General features: G+C 41.6%; 14 protein-coding genes. 10 read left to right on the top strand and 4 right to left on the bottom strand.

Annotated features, from left to right (window positions below):
- The first annotated feature begins 141 nt into the window (after positions 1–141).
- From IRQ78_RS18170 to folX, 6 genes are all read left to right on the top strand, one after another.
- Positions 142–3,507: an ATP-binding protein gene (locus tag IRQ78_RS18170; RefSeq protein WP_194442858.1), complete on the top strand. Its 3,366-nt coding sequence runs from the start codon at positions 142–144 to the stop codon at positions 3,505–3,507.
- 14 nt (positions 3,508–3,521) lie between these two features.
- Complete coding sequence (locus IRQ78_RS18165) at positions 3,522–4,148, top strand: YceH family protein (RefSeq protein ID WP_194442857.1); 627 nt, start codon at positions 3,522–3,524, stop codon at positions 4,146–4,148.
- A gap of 67 nt (positions 4,149–4,215) precedes the next feature.
- The gene (gene nadE, locus IRQ78_RS18160; RefSeq protein ID WP_194442856.1) at positions 4,216–5,052 is read left to right on the top strand and encodes an ammonia-dependent NAD(+) synthetase; all 837 of its coding nucleotides are present in this window, start codon (positions 4,216–4,218) and stop codon (positions 5,050–5,052) included.
- 248 nt (positions 5,053–5,300) lie between these two features.
- Entirely contained in the window at positions 5,301–6,020 is a 720-nt protein-coding gene (folM, locus tag IRQ78_RS18155) for a dihydromonapterin reductase (protein ID WP_194442855.1), read from the top strand.
- Between the two features lie 18 nt (positions 6,021–6,038).
- Positions 6,039–6,593 (top strand): GTP cyclohydrolase I FolE, encoded by a 555-nt coding sequence (folE, locus tag IRQ78_RS18150; RefSeq protein ID WP_058585381.1) that lies wholly within the window; start codon positions 6,039–6,041, stop codon positions 6,591–6,593.
- Between the two features lie 2 nt (positions 6,594–6,595).
- The gene (gene folX, locus IRQ78_RS18145) at positions 6,596–6,955 is read left to right on the top strand and encodes a dihydroneopterin triphosphate 2'-epimerase (RefSeq protein ID WP_054554637.1); all 360 of its coding nucleotides are present in this window, start codon (positions 6,596–6,598) and stop codon (positions 6,953–6,955) included.
- Here folX and IRQ78_RS18140 read toward each other — a convergent pair.
- Together IRQ78_RS18140 and IRQ78_RS18135 are read right to left on the bottom strand one after the other, a co-directional pair.
- Positions 6,952–7,389 (bottom strand): YqaA family protein, encoded by a 438-nt coding sequence (locus tag IRQ78_RS18140; RefSeq protein WP_166341417.1) that lies wholly within the window; start codon positions 7,387–7,389, stop codon positions 6,952–6,954. The two genes, folX and IRQ78_RS18140, sit on opposite strands and share 4 nt — an antisense overlap.
- Positions 7,390–7,446: 57 nt before the next feature.
- The gene (locus tag IRQ78_RS18135) at positions 7,447–7,818 is read right to left on the bottom strand and encodes a DUF4870 domain-containing protein (RefSeq protein WP_054554635.1); all 372 of its coding nucleotides are present in this window, start codon (positions 7,816–7,818) and stop codon (positions 7,447–7,449) included.
- 205 nt (positions 7,819–8,023) lie between these two features.
- Between IRQ78_RS18135 and IRQ78_RS18130 the strand changes: the two genes are divergently transcribed.
- From IRQ78_RS18130 to IRQ78_RS18115, 4 genes are read left to right on the top strand one after another with little or no spacing between them, the layout of a single operon-like run.
- Positions 8,024–8,725: a spondin domain-containing protein gene (locus IRQ78_RS18130; protein ID WP_194442854.1), complete on the top strand. Its 702-nt coding sequence runs from the start codon at positions 8,024–8,026 to the stop codon at positions 8,723–8,725.
- A gap of 9 nt (positions 8,726–8,734) precedes the next feature.
- Entirely contained in the window at positions 8,735–9,439 is a 705-nt protein-coding gene (locus IRQ78_RS18125) for a spondin domain-containing protein (RefSeq protein WP_194442853.1), read from the top strand.
- Positions 9,440–9,497: 58 nt separating this feature from the next.
- A complete protein-coding gene (locus IRQ78_RS18120; RefSeq protein ID WP_194442852.1) occupies positions 9,498–10,223 on the top strand; it encodes a response regulator transcription factor in 726 nt (241 codons plus the stop codon).
- On the top strand, positions 10,223–11,698 hold the full coding sequence (locus IRQ78_RS18115; RefSeq protein WP_194442851.1) for a sensor histidine kinase: 1,476 nt from the start codon (positions 10,223–10,225) through the stop codon (positions 11,696–11,698). Before IRQ78_RS18120 ends, IRQ78_RS18115 begins: the two co-directional genes overlap by 1 nt.
- A gap of 21 nt (positions 11,699–11,719) precedes the next feature.
- Here IRQ78_RS18115 and IRQ78_RS18110 read toward each other — a convergent pair whose 3' ends face one another.
- Positions 11,720–13,903, bottom strand: coding sequence for a S9 family peptidase (locus tag IRQ78_RS18110; RefSeq protein ID WP_194442850.1), 2,184 nt, complete (start codon positions 13,901–13,903; stop codon positions 11,720–11,722).
- A 130-nt stretch (positions 13,904–14,033) separates the two neighbouring features.
- The gene (locus tag IRQ78_RS18105) at positions 14,034–17,438 is read right to left on the bottom strand and encodes a S8 family serine peptidase (RefSeq protein WP_194442849.1); all 3,405 of its coding nucleotides are present in this window, start codon (positions 17,436–17,438) and stop codon (positions 14,034–14,036) included.
- Positions 17,439–17,615: the final 177 nt, after the last annotated feature.

Below are 17,615 nucleotides of genomic sequence, written 5' to 3'. Positions count from 1 at the left end.
CTGCTATATTAACCTGAGTTTTGTGAAAAAATAGTGTTGCTATCCAAATATTTAAATTTAGTTTTCTTGATTAGCTGATGATTGTTAATTGCCTCAGAAATTGTCTATAGTAGGGAAATAGTTTAGAAATCAATCTTTCTCATGCCATTAGCAACTGAAACCGATAATAAAAAACTGCAAAAACTAAAGTTAGCCTTTTGGTTTTCACTTGCGCTAGTTATTGTAATTGGCTTAATCATCGATCAATTAAACTATAGCCGAGAAAAAGATGCATTCCGTGCTCAGGAGATTGCGCGAGTTAGCGCTTACCGTGCAAAGTTAGAGGCGACTCTAATCTCTAATATTCAACTTGTTCGCGGCCTTGCCGTCGCAGTTGCTGCTGAGCCAAATTTAAATCAAAGCCGCTTTTCTCAAATTGCCACGCCATTATTCGAAACCTCTTCAGAATTAAGAAATATCGGCGCTGCACCAAACATGATCATTCAGATGACTTACCCACTAAAAGGAAATGAGAAATCAATTGGTCTCAATTTTCTAGAAAACGCCGCGCAGCGAGACGATGCAATTAAGGCGCGCGATGAAAACAAAATTGTCATGGCAGGCCCCTTAGAACTAGTACAAGGCGGTCAAGCCTTAATAGCTCGCATGCCTATTTTTACACCACCAGAACAGCACTTTTGGGGATTACTTTCTGTCGTACTCGATATTGATAAAGTTTATAACAATTCGGGGCTTCTAGCTTTAAATAAGCACTACGACATAGCGTTACAGGGTCGAAACGGGTTAGGTGCTGAGGGGGAATTTTTCTACGGAAATAGCGCTATTTTAAATGACACACCACTTAATTTTGGCATTAATTTCCCTGGCGGGAATTGGCGTATGTATGCTGTTCCGAAAGCAGGTTGGCATCCACCAAAATCAGCCATTTGGCCGTTACGTATCGCCATAATTATCGTATGTATATTATTTGCGGGTGCTTGTGTGTTCTTTTTAAAAATGCTCGAGCGCCAATACAAAAGCGAGCGAATGCTCGAAACAATGAGTAGCCTAGCAAAAGTAGGTGCGTGGTCATTTAATCTAGAGACCAAAGCTGTTTATTGGTCAGATATGACTAAACAAATCTTTAAGTTGCCACTCAATAAACAACCACAATGGCCAACCAATCTCGACTATTTTAAACCCGGTTACAGCCGTGACAAAATTCGCCACTTAATCGAAAAAGCGATAAAAGAAGGTGAAAGCTTTGAAACTCAAGTGCAAATAATCACTGTATCAGGCGAAGCTATCTGGGTTTTAGCGCATGGCGAATCTGAATATAAGAATGGCCGCTGTATCAAACTATTTGGATCATTACAAAACATAGATGCTCGCAAACGTGTTGAGCTTGAAAACAATAAAATTGCCTTGCACAACGAAATACTTGCCTCATTAACTGTTCACGAAGCCGTCTTAACGGGTAATTTAAACTTATCTAAGCATGTAATTGTAAAAGCGATATGCCAAGCACTAGAGGTTGATCGAGCAAGCATTTGGTTATTTAGCGAAGACCGACAAACGCTTAACTCGTTTGCTAGTCATGATCAAAATCAATCGCGTTTTAGTCGGGCAGTGTCGTTACAGCAAATAGAACACCCTAACTATTTTGATGCCATTAACAATAACGCCGTTATAAATGCGAGTGATGCATATCACCACCCGTTTACCAAGGAGTTAGCTAGCAATTATTTTGATCGCGCTGATATTCGCTCCATGCTTACTGCAATCATTCCGACTGGAAGTAAAAGTATGGGGGTGGTGTGCGCAGAGAACAGCGCATCAAGACGACATTGGAGTAAAAACGAGGAAAGCTTTTTAATTGCAGTTGCGGCACTTATTGGTAGCTTACATGCAAGCCAACAGCGTATAGAAACTGAACATCAGCTAGTTCAAGCGAAAAATGCAGCAGAACAAGCAGTAAAAATAAAAGGTGAATTTTTAGCAAGTATGAGCCATGAAATCCGCACCCCGATGAATGGGGTTATTGGCATGCTTAATATCATTAAACAAACAAAATTAGATAAACAACAAAGCCATCATCTTGAATTGGCACAGTCATCAGCAGAGTCATTGCTGCATATTATCAATGATATTTTAGACTTTTCAAAAATTGAAGCTGGTAAGCTCGATATCGAAAACGTGAGTTTTAATATATCTAAACTTCTAGGCGATACCATTGAATCATTTGCTATAAAAGCAGAGCAAAACAATACCAAACTGTTACTAGATGCAACTCATATCAAACGTGAATTTATCATAAGCGACCCAAATCGTATTAGGCAAATCATCAATAACCTAATAGGTAATGCAGTTAAATTCACAAAAGACGGTGAGATAGTCGTGATAGCCAAACTTGAAACTGCTGATAACGAGTTATATCTGAATTGCTCTGTTGTTGATAATGGCTTAGGCATAAAACCAGAAAAACAAGCAACTCTTTTTGATTCTTTTACTCAAGCTGATGCTTCAACTACCCGGCAATATGGCGGCACAGGCCTTGGTCTTGCCATTGTTAAACAGCTTTGTACTCTAATGGGCGGCGATGTAAATGTTGTCAGTTCTTATGGAGAAGGCAGCACGTTCAATTTCTCAATTAAAGTAAAATTTGACTACCAAAAGCAGCTGCATGAGCCAAGTCACTTAATTGATAAAAAACGTATTTTAATCGCTGACAACTGCAAGCTCAGTAGCAGCATTACTAAAAAACAATTGCAATTATGGGGAGCAAAAGTTGAAGTTATTGGCAATATGCCAAGCTTAATTAATCGTGCGGCCCACTCTCAAGAGCCACCTTGCGATGCAGTTTTTATAGATTACCAACTTTATATGCAAGCAGAACAATCAGAGCAACGAGCGTTCCAAAAATATTATAATAACAATGCATGTAAATGTATTTTAATGGCACCTATGAGCCTAACTGAAGAGCAATCTAAACAAACTTTAGAAGCGCAAAGTATTATATTTAAACCTTTAACCCCTTCAGACTTATTTAACTCTTTGGCTAATGAAAAGTACATTGAACAACACCAAGTAAATAAAGAACAAAGCATCGCTAAAATTTCCATGCCAGCTTCGAGTACATCATCTCGCGTCTTATTAGTCGAAGACAATAAAGTTAACCAAGTGGTTGCTGGCGCCTTACTCAAACAAGCAGGTATTAGTTTTGACATTGCTGAAAATGGTCTTGAGGCAATAACAAAACTAGCAAATAATGAGAATGCCCCTTACGAACTAGTGCTAATGGACTGCCAAATGCCAGAAATGGACGGCTATCAAGCAACAAAGGCAATAAGATTAGGAAAAGCTGGCGAAGCACATCAGAAAGTCAATATTGTTGCACTAACTGCCAATGCAATGCAGGGTGACAAAGAACGCTGTTTAGATGCTGGCATGGATGATTATTTAACAAAACCCCTTAACTTTGACTCATTAAATAAAAAATTAGCAATTTGGCTAAGTGCAGCACATTAAAGAGAAATAAAATCATGCAATTATCATCGATACAACAACGCGTTATTGGCTGTTTACTCGAAAAGCAAAGTACAACACCCGAACATTATCCGTTATCTTTAAACTCCCTCACTAATGCATGTAATCAAAAATCTAACCGAGAACCGGTACTGTCTCTCACTGAGGCGCAAGTACAAGATACACTCGATGAGCTTATTGCATCACGCTTAGTAACTCTTGATGAAGGGTTGTCAGGGCGGGTTAATAAATATGCTCACCGCTTTTGTAATACCGAATTTGGCAGTTTGCAATTTACTGAGCAGCAACGCGCCATTATTTGTTTACTGCTGCTACGCGGCCCACAAACACCGGGAGAACTAAGAACGCGCAGCAACCGCCTCGCTGAGTTTAGCAATGTCAATGAAGTTGAAGCCGCATTAAATGCACTCATTGAGCAAGAACATGTTGCACGCTTAGCACGAGAGCCAGGAAAACGAGAGAGCCGCTATATGCACTTATTTGTTGACCCAGGCAGCATCACTGAGGATATGGCTGTTAGTGAGCCGATGCAGGATAACAACAGTGAAGTGCAACAATTACTGAGCGAAATCGAAGATCTTAAGCAGCAAGTCAACGAAATAAAAGCGCATTTAGGTCTTTAATAAAAACCGCGCCCATAACATAATGTAAAAAACGCTGACAACCACAACGAAAAATAGGAGCTCTACCATGCGTGCCGACATTCTGGCGGAAATGAAAGTCCAACCAACTATTGATGTAAAAGCACAAATCACCCGTCGCGTTAACTTTCTTAAAAGCCGACTTATTGCTGCGCACTCTCGCTCACTTGTATTAGGGATCAGTGGCGGTGTTGATTCATCAACCTGTGGCCGCTTATGCCAATTAGCGGTTGATGAATTAAACCAAGAATACAACACCAGCAAGTATCAATTTATTGCTGTGCGCTTACCTTATGGCATTCAAGCAGATGAAGATGAAGCACAAATGGCTGTTGATTTCATTAAGCCAAGCAAGCGTATGACGGTTAACATTAAAGCGGCTGTCGATGGCATGCATGAACAAGCAATGGCCGCGGTTGTTGGTGGTGGTGCTGAATTACCAGAGCAAGCTAAAATTGACTTTATCAAAGGCAATGTGAAGGCACGCCAGCGCATGGTTGCGCAGTATGAAATTGCTGGTTTCTGCCAAGGCTTAGTGGTTGGTACCGATCACAGTGCTGAAAACATCACGGGTTTTTACACCAAGTTTGGTGACGGTGCATGTGATTTAGCGCCGTTATTTGGTTTATCAAAGCGTCAAGTTCGTGCACTTGCTGAGCATTTGGGAGCACCAGCAGTACTGGTAAATAAAGCCCCAACGGCCGATTTAGAGTGTGATCGCCCAGGTCTGACTGACGAAGAAGCGCTAGGCCTCACTTACGATCAAATTGATGATTTCTTAGAAGGTAAAGACGTCAGCAATGAAGTCGAAGAAAAGCTAACAGCAATTTACTTACGTACTCAACATAAACGCCAAGCAATCCCAACCGTTTACGACGAGCTTTAAAAACGGTTAAAACACTAAAAGGGCAATAATAATTGCCCTTTTTCCTTCCTCGTACAGTCCCTTAGCAGTATTCAAAACCTTCAATCACTCATTATCGGCCGCGCTAAATGATCTAGAGCGCTATGCTTGACGTAAAAGTTAGCAACATGATTGCAGTAAAGATGAAATAGTTCTGTAATTTGGTTTATAGTTGATACAGTTAAATACATTACATTTCAAATCAAAAATCTAAGGTTTTATATTAGTTTATGTCATCGCCCATTTTAATTACTGGCGCAGGCCAACGTATTGGACTCGCTCTGGCCGAGCACTTTTTAGCGCAAGGGCAAGAAATCATAGTCACTTACCGTACCCGCCATGAAGCAATTGATGTGCTTGCAGGCAAAGGCGCTATTTGTATCCATGCAGATTTTAATAGTGACCAAGCTATCGGGCATTTTATCGAAGAATTAAAAACCCATACCAACCAGCTCAAGGCAATTATCCATAATGCGTCTAGCTGGGATTGCGAAGCAAATAACCACGATTACGCAGACCTATTCGATAACATGATGCGTATCCACGCCAAAGCGCCCTACTTAATTAATTTAGCAGCTTCTGATTTGTTACTGCATTATCAGCAAAACAGTGGTACAGCCGCAGATATTATTCACTTAACCGATTACGTAGTTGAAAAAGGCAGCCCTAAACACCTTGCTTATGCAGCAAGCAAAGCGGCGCTTGATAATTTAACCAAGTCGTTTGCAGCTAAATTTGCACCAGACATTAAAGTGAATGCTATCGCCCCTTCGTTAATTATTTTTAACGAACACGATAGCGACGAATACAAAGCTAAAACATTAAAGAAATCGCTAATGGGCATTGAGCCCGGCTGCGCCGAGATTATTAACAGCGTAGAACTATTACTAAGCAGTCACTACATTACAGGTCGTTCTATGCCTGTTGATGGTGGCAGACATTTAAAATAACGAATTACTGAGAAAGCTATGCACGATGATTTAAAAAACAGTTACCAACAAATAATTACCGCAGTAGGTGAAGATCCTGCTCGTGAAGGATTACTCGACACACCAAAGCGCGCTGCAAAAGCAATGGAGTACCTGACTAAAGGTTATCGTCAAACATTAGACGAGATCACCAACAATGCGGTATTCACTTCAGATGCCGATGACATGGTATTGATCCAAGACATTGAGCTTTACTCTATGTGTGAACATCACTTACTGCCGTTCGTTGGCCGCTGCCATATTGCTTATATTCCTGATGGCAAAGTGCTTGGTTTATCAAAGTTTGCGCGAATTGTTGATATGTATGCGCGTCGTTTTCAAATTCAAGAACAATTAACTCATCAAATTGCTAAAGCGGTTGAAGAAGTAACTGGTGCGAAAGGTGTTGGCGTAATCGTTGAAGCAAAACACATGTGTATGATGATGCGCGGCGTTGAAAAACAAAATTCAAGCATGCGTACATCAGTTATGTTAGGTAACTTCAGAGCCGATCCAAAAACCCGTAACGAGTTTTTACAACTAGTTAGAGGGTAATGATGGCCAACGCAATTATTAATGTCACTAACCTCAGGCTACGAACCTTTATTGGTTTTAATCCTGAGGAACGTGAGAAAAAACAAGATGTAGTGATTAACTTAGAAATCCACTACCCTGCAGATCAAGCCTGTGAAACTGATGCGGTTGATAAAGCGCTAAACTACAAGACCATCACCAAAGAAGTGATCAGCCTTGTAGAGGAAGGCCACTTTTTGCTGTTAGAAAAATTGGTTGCTGAGATTTTAGCAATTTGCCACCAGCATCAAAGTGTTCACTATGCCAAAGTGCGCGTTGATAAACCGCACGCGCTGCGCTTTGCAGATTCAGTATCACTGACTCTTGATTGGCAAAAAAGCTAGAATAAGAATTTATCAAGCCCTACTGCAAAGGCAAGCACAGCTAAATAACGTGCGCCTTTGCCTAGGGTCACGAGTAACAAAAAGATTGAAAACTGAACCCTAAAAATTCCGCCAACTACCGTTAACGGGTCGCCGACAATAGGCAGCCAAGCAAACAGCAAACTGTAAATACCGTACTTATTAAATTGCTGTTCGGCTTTGTCTATCGACTTTTGTGAAACGGGAAACCATTTACGGTCTTTAAATCGCATGACTTGCGTGCCCAGCCAATAATTAACACAGCTCCCAAGCACATTGCCCACGGTTGCACTTAACCATAATAGCCAAATTAAATAGTCACCACTGGCTATCATAGCGGTCATCACTAATTCTGAAGAGCTAGGTAATAGGGTAGCTGCAATAAATGCGCTGAAAAATAACGATAAGTAGGCCATAAACATCACATAAAAAAGCTCAGCAAATGGCTGAGCTTTTAGTATATGGCAATTAGTTTACTTTATAAATTCTATCGCCATTGGATATTTAACTTCTTTACCATCGTTGGCTTTAATCGCCGATACTACCACCATAATCAATGAGAATAGCGCAACCAATGGCAGCAGAATGACACCAACGACAACAAACATCAGCATAAAGCAGACAATGTAAGCAATCATCATGGTTAATTGAAAGTTTAATGACTTGCGACCATGCTCAGCAACGAGCGGCATTTCTTCTTTTTTTACAAGCCAAACAATCAAAGGCCCAATCACTGAGCCAAACGGAAAAAGTAAACCAGCTAAGGCACTTAAGTGACAAAACATTGCCCAAGTGCGCTGGTCTTTATCTGCCACAATTATTTCAACTTTTTGATTATCATCCATTTTAAATTCCTTGTTATGGGTCTATTTGTCTCTTTACTATAAACCTTAATAGCATTTTACCCTAGCTAAATTGATTAAATTTAAAACTCTCAACCAGCAAAAAAGGCTGTAATCAATGCTGTGATAAAAATGTGATAACTTCGTGAAGGTTTTTGGATATTGCTATTCGATACTGATTTTGAATCATCAAAAACAGGAATCTCACATGAAAGCTTTACCTTTAACTTTGTTCGCTGCATGCGCAGTAACTAGCCTTACAAGCCAAGCAGCTGAGCTTGATATAAAACTGACTAACCTCACGCAAGGTTTACACTTCACCCCTATTCTCATTACGGCTCACAACAGTGACAGTAAACTCTTTAGCGTTGCTATGCCTGCTTCTACAGCACTACAGACAATGGCTGAGGGTGGTAATCTCGAGCCATTAATGAGTGAAGCCACAGCTGCAAACAGTGACATGGTTGCTAACCCAGCTGAAGGCCTATTGGCGCCAGCAAGTTCAACGATGGCGAGCTTATCTACCAGCGATGGCAATAATTACTTATCGCTCACAGCCATGCTGCTGCCTACCAATGATGGCTTTGTGGGTTTAGATAGTTGGATGATCCCAACAGAAGCTGGCACCTACACTGTTTATCTCAATGCCTATGATGCAGGCACCGAAGCTAATGATGAGCTTGTTGTTGAGGGTTCAGGCATGCCGGGCACGCCAGGTATTCCAGCCGCACCGGGTGGCAATGCAGGAATGAATGGCAGCGGCGTCACCAGCAGCGAAACAAATATGATGGTGCATATTCATCCGGGTAATTTAGGTGACGACGATTTAGAGGCAGGTATGAGTGACCTTGATAACACCGTGCACAGATGGCTAAACCCAGTTGCGTTGCTAACAGTTACGGTTAAATAGGAGGTTATCATGCGCTTTTCAAAAAGCTTAATTATCCTCGCATTAAGTGCCGGCCTTGCGGCCTGTGGGGATTCAGATAATAACGAGGTGGAAGTAACAGATCCTGTAACGCCCGCTATGAGCTATGAATTTACCGTACATGTTACAAACTTAACCAATGCCCAACCTTTATCACCGATTGCAGCCATTGCTCACACTGAGGGTATGCTTTGGCAAATAGGCGAACCAGCCTCAGCTGCCCTCGAATTAATGGCTGAAGGAGGAGATAACAGTGAATTATTAGCGGCTGATTTTAATATGAATTCAAGCTCAGCTGAAAGCCCACTTCTTCCTGGTGAGCAAGTCACTTTAATGCTTAGTACTGAGCAGCTTGATGAATTAAAAATCAGCTTAGCGACCATGTTGGTGAATACAAATGACGCGTTTACCGGTCTGAATGCTATAGACGTGTCTTCGTTAGCGGTAAATGAGTCACTGTCTCGCACTAGTTTTGCCTATGATGCAGGCACCGAAGCTAACTCTGAAGCAGCTGGGACAATCCCCGGCCCTGCTGATTCTGGCGAAGGTTACAACGAAATGCGCGACGATATTGACCGTGTTGCAATGCACCCAGGTGTGGTCAGCCAAAATGATGGCCTGACAAACTCAGTGCTCACCAGTCAGCATAAGTTTGATAACCCGGTTGCTCGGTTCACCATAACGCGGACGCAATAATAATCGCACTCCTTACACCGAGGTCATAAGGATGTGCCTCTGTGATTTGGAGTGAGCAATGCGCCAAGAAAAATTATTAATCGTCGAAGATGATAGAGCAATACGCCAACTTATCAGCACACAATTACACTGCCTAAACCTACATATTGATGAAGCCTCGAGCGCTGAAGCTGCAATAAAGAAGCTTGCCAGCTCAAGTTACGGCTTGGTGCTACTCGATATCAATCTACCACAAATGGATGGCTTGAGCTTATGCCGCAAAATTAAAGAGCACTACCCAAGCATTGCCGTTATTTTACTAACTGCACTCAGTAGCGATATGGACAGAGTGATTGGCCTGGAAATGGGCGCTGATGATTACATTTGCAAGCCGTTCTTCGCCAGAGAGTTACAAGCACGAATAAAAACACAATTACGGCATAGGTCACAACTTATGGCAGCCCATTCACATCATGAAGATAGCGCTCAAGCAGTCATTCAACTTGGTGAACTCCATATTGAATTTGCCAGCCACCAAGCATTTTTAGCTGACCAAGCAATTAACTTAACCGCCACCGAATTTGATTTACTAGTCTATTTTGCTAAACACCCAAACCATGTTTTTAGCCGCCAACAGTTACTAGACCAAGTGTGGGGTTACCAACACAGCGGCTACGAGCATACGGTTAATTCCCATATAAACCGTTTACGCAGTAAGTTTGAGCAGTATCATCCAGCAACCTTTATCGAAACAGTCTGGGGCGTAGGCTATAAATTAAACCCTAGCCAATTGAGTGTAAACTAATGAAATCAATGACGCTTTATCAAAAATTGGCTTGGTCATTGGTGCTTATTTTTAGCCTGTTGTGTGCACTGGTTTTAAATTGGAGTAAGCAGCTAGAGCAAAGCTCTGTACACCATGCTCAGCAAAACTTGCACCTTCAATTAGCCGAACATTTAGTGCATGATAACCCACTGATCCAGCAAGGTGTGTATGACTATGATGCACTAGAAAACTTATTTCACACGCTGATGATACTTGGTCCGGCTTTTGAGTTTTATTTTGTAGACCCAGAAGGTCATTTACTGACTTATTCAGCCAAACCGGGGCAAGTCGTAAGGAAACAAATAAACTTAACCCCGATACAGCAGCTGATTGACAACCCCACTGCCACGCCGATTTATGGTGATGATCCGCGTAGCAACGATGGCGTAAAAATATTTTCGACCGCGCCAGTTTATAATCAGCAACAGCTGCAAGGCTATCTATACGTAATTATTGGCGGGCAAGCTTACGATACAACCCTTAAAAACATTAAAGCCAATGATAACCTTTGGCTTGCTGCCATGTGGTTTATAGCTGCCTTACTCGCTCTCTTTATTGCGATGTTGCTGTTATTTCGTTTTTTCACCTTACCGCTCAAAAAACTCAATAAAGAGCTTAATAAAATAGAAGCGGCTAACTACAGCCTAACCAAAATGTCATTGGACTCTAGCTACACTGCTGATGATGAAATTGGCAATTTAAGCAAAGGCGTCAATGCCATGCTCGCACGTATTGATGAGCAGTTTCAGTCATTACAGCAAGCCGATAAACAACGCCGTGAGTTACTTACGCATTTATCACATGATTTACGTACGCCGCTATCTTCACTGCACGGCTTTCTTGAGGTGATCAATAAACCGGATAGCCACTTAAACGAGCCTGAGCAACGTCATTACCTCAACCTTGCAATGGATAACTGCCAGCAATTAAAACATCTGATCGAACAAATTTTTGAGCTTGCTAATTTAGAGTGCGGCCAAGTAAAAATTCAATCAGAGACCTTTAATTTAGGCGAGTTGATTTATGATTGCGTGGCAAAGCTTGCACTCACTGCACAATCCGCAGGAATTTCACTCAGGGTTATCCCAGAAATTTGCGACTTTACCGTAACGACAGACATTGCAAAATTAGAGCGGGTACTAACAAACTTAATTGAGAATGCTATTCGACACACCCCAAGTGGCGGTGAAATTGCCGTCAAGGTTAGCCAACAAAGTGATCAGTTATACGTGGCAGTATCTGATACTGGGGTTGGTATTCATGAGGATGAACTCAATGCTATTTTTGAACCTCATTATCAGGCCCGTAATAGCATAAAACGAGGCTCAACAGGCTTAGGACTGGCTATTTGCAAGCAATTGCTCACCCTAATGGATAGTGAAATAAACGTCAGCAGTACCTTGGGAAAAGGCAGTGAGTTTCGTTTTAATTTAGCAATGCAGGCACCCGTTTAATCACGGATGCCTGCGTTGTTATTATTTTTCGATACCCGCTAAATCTAGCATAAATGCATAATATAAAGCGGTGTCTTGTAAGCTCTTAAAGCGCCCAGAAGCACCGCCATGACCTGCTTCCATGTCAGTTTTAAAAAGCAATAGGTTATCATCGGTTTTATATTCACGCAGCTTAGCAACCCATTTTGTTGGCTCAAAATACTGAACTTGAGAGTCATGCAAGCCGGTGGTGACTAACATATTTGGGTAAGCCTGTTTCTTAACTTGGTCGTACGGCGAATACGACAGCATATAATCGTAATAGACTTTATCGTTCGGGTTACCCCACTCGTCATACTCATTTGTTGTTAGTGGTAAGCTGTCATCTAGCATAGTCGTGACCACATCAACAAAAGGCACTGCCGCAATCACTCCTTTATAAAGTTCAGGCGCTTGATTTACAACAGCCCCCATTAGTAAGCCACCCGCACTGCCACCCATGGCAAAAACATTATCTTTATCTGCATATTTTTGAGCAGCCAATGATTTAGTCACATCAACAAAGTCATTAAAGGTGTTTTGTTTATGAAGTAACTTGCCGTCTTCGTACCAAGGACGACCCAACATCTGCGAGCCACGGATATGTGCAATTGCAAATACAAAACCACGATCGAGTAAGCTTAATCGTGAACTAGAAAAGCTTGGATCCATGGTCGCACCATACGAACCATAGCCATATTGCATAAGCGGATTAGAGCCATCTTTTTTAAACTTATCTTTTCGATAAACAAGGCTCACTGGAACATCAACACCATCTCGCGCAGTTACATATATGCGTTCAGATGTGTAATTGCTCGGGTTGAAATCACCCAATACTGTACGCTGTTTAAGCAGTGTTTTTTCGCCACTTTCGAGGTTGATATCGTAGCTACTACCTGGGGTTGTCATACTTGAATAGTAAACACGTAAATTAGGGTTATCTAACTCACTATTACCATAGCTAAAAACCATATACGTTGGATCATTAAACGCAACTATTTGCTCTTGTTGGTTGCGAAGGTCACGAATAGTGATACGGGTTTGCCCCATTTCACGTTCTTCATAAACCAAGTGATTGTTAAATAACTCAATACCCTCAAACTTAACCTTATCGCGACCAGCAATAACCGTTTGCCAATTGGTTTTATCATGAGCCTTATCGCGGTGCACTTTCATCAGTTGGAAGTTAACCGCATTTAAATTGGTAACGATGTAATACCAATCACCTAATTTTTGAATATCATATTCAAGCCCAGCTTCACGTTCAATAAAACGTTTCGGCATTGCTTTAACATCATTTGCATCAATAACCGAGACACCCGAAGCACTGGTGCTGCCATGACTAATATAAATATCTTGTTGGTCTTTACTCTTGTAGATACCGGTGTAATAACTAGTGTTTGTCTCTTCGTAAACCAGCTCATCGTCGGCTTGCGGGGTACCTAGCGTATGGCGATATACTTGGTAGCCTAACAGCGTCTGTAAGTCTTTTTTGATATAGTAAAAGGTTTTGTTGTCATTAGCCCACACGACATCACCTTCCGTGCCTTCAAGGCTCTCTGTGAGCATTTTACCTGTGGTTAAATCTTTAACTTTAATTGTGTAAATGCGACGACTAACTGTATCTTCACCGTAAGCAAGTAAATTGCCATTTGGACTCACAGCTAAACCGGTGACAGCAAAGTAATCATGATTTTTAGCAAGCTCATTTACATTTAAAATAACTTGCTTACCCTCTCCTTGACTATCTTGGCTACGCACATAAACCGGATATTCATCATCACCACGCGTTTGTGAGAAATAATAATAATCCCCTTTTTTTGTCGGTACGGTATCGTCATCCTTTTCAATACGTCCTTTAAGCTCTTCGAAAAGGGTGTTTTGTAGCGTTTGAGTATGTGCCAATTTGCTTTCAACATACGCATTTTCAGCATTTAAATGAGCAATAACAGCGGCATCTTTGCGCTCATCATCACGCATCCAGTAGTAGTTATCGATACGTGTGTCACCATGAATGGTCATTTCATGAGGTATTTTTTTAGCAACGGGAGCTGCTATTTGAATCGACTCAGTTGCAGCCGATTGTTTTATTGTATCTTTTTCATTTGAGTCATCAGGAGCTTTATTACAGGCAGTTAAAATAGCTAAAGAGAGTGCCGCGAGACAAAGTGAGTGGCCAACTTTCATAGGGATCCTAAATTAATTTTTATTATTAAGTCCCTAATATAAGTAATTAACCGTGAATTTATAAGTAGCCTTTGTGAAGCAATGTAAAAAGGGAGCCGAAGCTCCCTTTTATCACTTATTTTTCAAATAATTACTTTTGCTTACGACGACGCATGAATGCGAACGGTGCAGCAAGTAATGTTAACCATGCTAGTGAACCTGAAGAAGATTTTTTCTTCGGTTCTTCAACGACAGGCTGCTCAGATGCTTCATCCGCCAGGTTATTAACTGTAACAGTTACCATAGCAGACTCTGAAACATTGCCTGATCTATCCGTTGCAACCACTTCGAGCTCAATTGACGTTAAACCAGCGTCATAATCAAGTACATCTTGATTCATAACTACAACATCACCTGTAGCTGTTACTGAAATAGCCGTTGAACTTGAGCTAATTACAATGAACTCTGTAACAGGGCTGGCTAAATCAGCACCGTAAGTGGCTTCTAAAGTACCAATTACTGTGCCGTTCTCTGTATTTTCATCAACAGAGAATTCAGCATCTGCAACTACTGGTGGAGTATTTAAGTCAGACTCAGGTGTTGCCGTATACAATTTAGAACCTGAGTCCGATAAGATCATGAAGTCTGCACCTGCATTGTACAAAGTTGCTGAAGCTCCAGGTTCAATTGAGCTAACTGTTTCTCCTGCTTCATTTTCAATCCATGCATATTGATCGTTTGATGCATCTGTGAATGTATAAGAACCCATAGCAACATCACCTTCTTCTGTTGCTATCGGAGTCCATACAGCTTCTTCTGTGCGGAAACGGACATCTACAGTTGCTCGGCCTATATCATCAGCAGTTAAACCAAAATCTTCAATACAGCTTTGCAGTGTTAAGTGATTATTACCAATTATTTGGAAAATATTACTAACCTTCCCAGAACCACTACCATAGCCATGAGTAAAGGCAATCGCAGTTCCTGGCTCTACCTCACCTGGTTCATAAAACCATTCCAGAATTCCATTTTGTACGGTTATATCGTATTCACCATCTTGGTTCATATCGAAGTCAGCCATAAAGCCGCCAACATAAGAGTGAGTAATTCCTTCGTTCAGTACAAGTGTAGTTAGAGTTACATAGCCGCTTTCACAAATTTCTGCAGATACTGCAAATGTTTCAATTGACGCACCAACTAAATCAAAGCGTTGCTCTTCATCAACATCATCAGTCATTACCGCCGGAGCAAATACTGGCTCAAGTACTACAGCACCTGTGTTTGTCACTTCATGTGCAACACCTTTATCTGTAACAACTGGCGTGAAGCTCATTGCTGCATTTGCTTTTGGTAATACGTGATAAACAAGGTGGAATGCTTCATCGCTACCATCAGAGAAGATTAACGCACCATCAAGTTCTAGGGTAGTTAAATCAGCTGTCGCATCTTGTGAACCAATATTATCATCCGTTAATGTCCACTCAGGCAAAGTAGTAGGCTCAATTGTTGCAGTCACGTCAAATGACATAGTTTGACCCGCTGGCACTGTAATTGACTCTGGATAGTCAAGTGAGAATGAACCACGCTCAACATCGTCTGCATAACGTTGTTCAAGAGAAAGTGTGTACACTTTATCTTCATTAGAGAAGTTCTTAACTTGAACTGTTTTAGTAAGCTCAACGGTTTCTGATGCGTTTACTAAACCAAACGAAAGTGCTGCTTGTTTAGTATCTGCAGCCCAGGCAGCAACTGGTAAGTTAGCCGCTTTATTGACATCAACAAGACCCGCACCGATGTAACTAATTGGCGCCAGCTCAGCATCAGGATTGATTGCTAATGGCTCCATAGTCACATTCAGGTTTGCAGTGTTCATTAGCGTAGCTTTAATTTCAATCGCGTTACGCTCTGGAAGCGCTTCTTTTAATAAGCTCACAGCACCTGCAGTTATTGGACCTGAGAATGAAGTACCTGTTGCACCCGTTAAGCCATCACCAAGGCCTGGGTGAGCAGTCATAATGTTTACACCTGGCGCTGTAATTTCAGGTTTTAACAGACCACCCATTGAAGGGCCACGCGATGTGAAGTCAGCAATAGCGCCTGAAGTTACAAGGCGCTCTACTGTAAGGTTAAATGCGCCACCAGCTTTAAGTGCAGTACCAGCTGCAAATGTCACGCCTACAGAAGGGATAGTTACAGCAGGATCAGACCCCCCCATAGGAGCTGGTGTACCATCATCATTGCTATTTGCGATAATTACAAACTCAGCGCCTTTATCTTGAGCCGCTAAGACTTTTACTGTAAATGCACAACCACCGCGGTCGATGATAACGCCCTTGCCAGTAAAGTCTACACCATCTGCAAAGGCTTCACATGCTGTTTGGTTTGCATCTGGATATACCAGTTCAATATCATCACTTGAGAAAGTAAAAGCTGTTTGTGGACCGAAGCTTGCTGGTTGCACAATTGCTTCTTCACCATTAATTGTACCACTACCAACTGATTCTTCACCGGTAGGATGAGTCATCGCACCCACTGAAAGAGCATTTTCTGTAGTACTTGGGCCACCAACGATGAATGGATATGCGCCATCATTACCTGCAGAGATAACAACGTTTGTACCAAGCTTAACCGCTTGATTAATAAACAGGCCTACAGCATCGTTGGCAATATCGCCATAATTACCACCTAGAGACATGTTGATAACATCAACACGGTCACTAATGTCACCATTTCCATCAGGGTCCATAGCGCTTTCAAGCGCGAGTAGCTGTGCAAGGCCTGGACAGCCACCACCACATACTGAGTAAACAAATAAATCTACATTTGGTGCAATACCATTAACAGAGTGAGAAACGTGAGTACCGTGGTTAGTTGTCACATCAATCGGATCTGCATCATTATTAATAAAATCGTAGCCGCCTAATACCTTGCCTTGAGGCCAATCTACAGAAGCAGGATCAGCAATAGCTGCTGCATAGGCTTCATCTGTACCCGCACCACCAAAAGCAGTATGAGTGTAGTCAATACCTGTATCAAGCACAGCAACGCGAACACCTTCACCTGTTGCTAAACCATTAGATACAAGCGGAGTCGCTTCAATATAGTCAGCGCTGTCAGCAACATGCAATTCATAATCGTATACTGGGTAAATATCTTCTACTTGCGAATTTGAAAGTAACTTAGCAACATCACGTTTATTGCCATTAACGACAACTGAGCTTACTAGGGTTGAAGTTTTAGCAACGACCTGAAGAGGTAAGTCCATGCTGTTGATTGCTTGCTCTACACTTGCTTGTGCTACTTTAGCTTGCGCTTGAATTGACGCTACATCCGCTCCCATTGTTTTTGCATTTATAGATGCTGGAGCATTAAGTTTTACAAGCCAGCTTGTTGCTTCACTGCGAACTTTTTGTTCTTTTTTAGTTACCGCGCTCGATTGGATTAATTTTTTGCCGGCAAGATTATATTTAGAAAAGTCATTGGCTTGTGCACCAGCGCACATTGCACTCGTCACAGCCAAAGCAACTGCAGTTCTTTTTATTATATTCTTAGACATGGGTTCCCCTGGGATATGTTATGTTATCGTCTAAATAGTGATTGAAACAAAGTTTCAGTGGGAATATAAAACGGGAACACAGACAAGAACAACATCTCAGTTACATATAAATTACAACAACCTTGCGCTAACAGCGAAAAAGAAAGAACAAACCCATTCTTTACAAAGACTTAAACC

The organism is Pseudoalteromonas simplex, from assembly GCF_015278155.1.
GTDB lineage: Bacteria > Pseudomonadota > Gammaproteobacteria > Enterobacterales > Alteromonadaceae > Pseudoalteromonas > Pseudoalteromonas simplex.
This window is presented reverse-complemented; position numbering and strand designations above follow the sequence as displayed.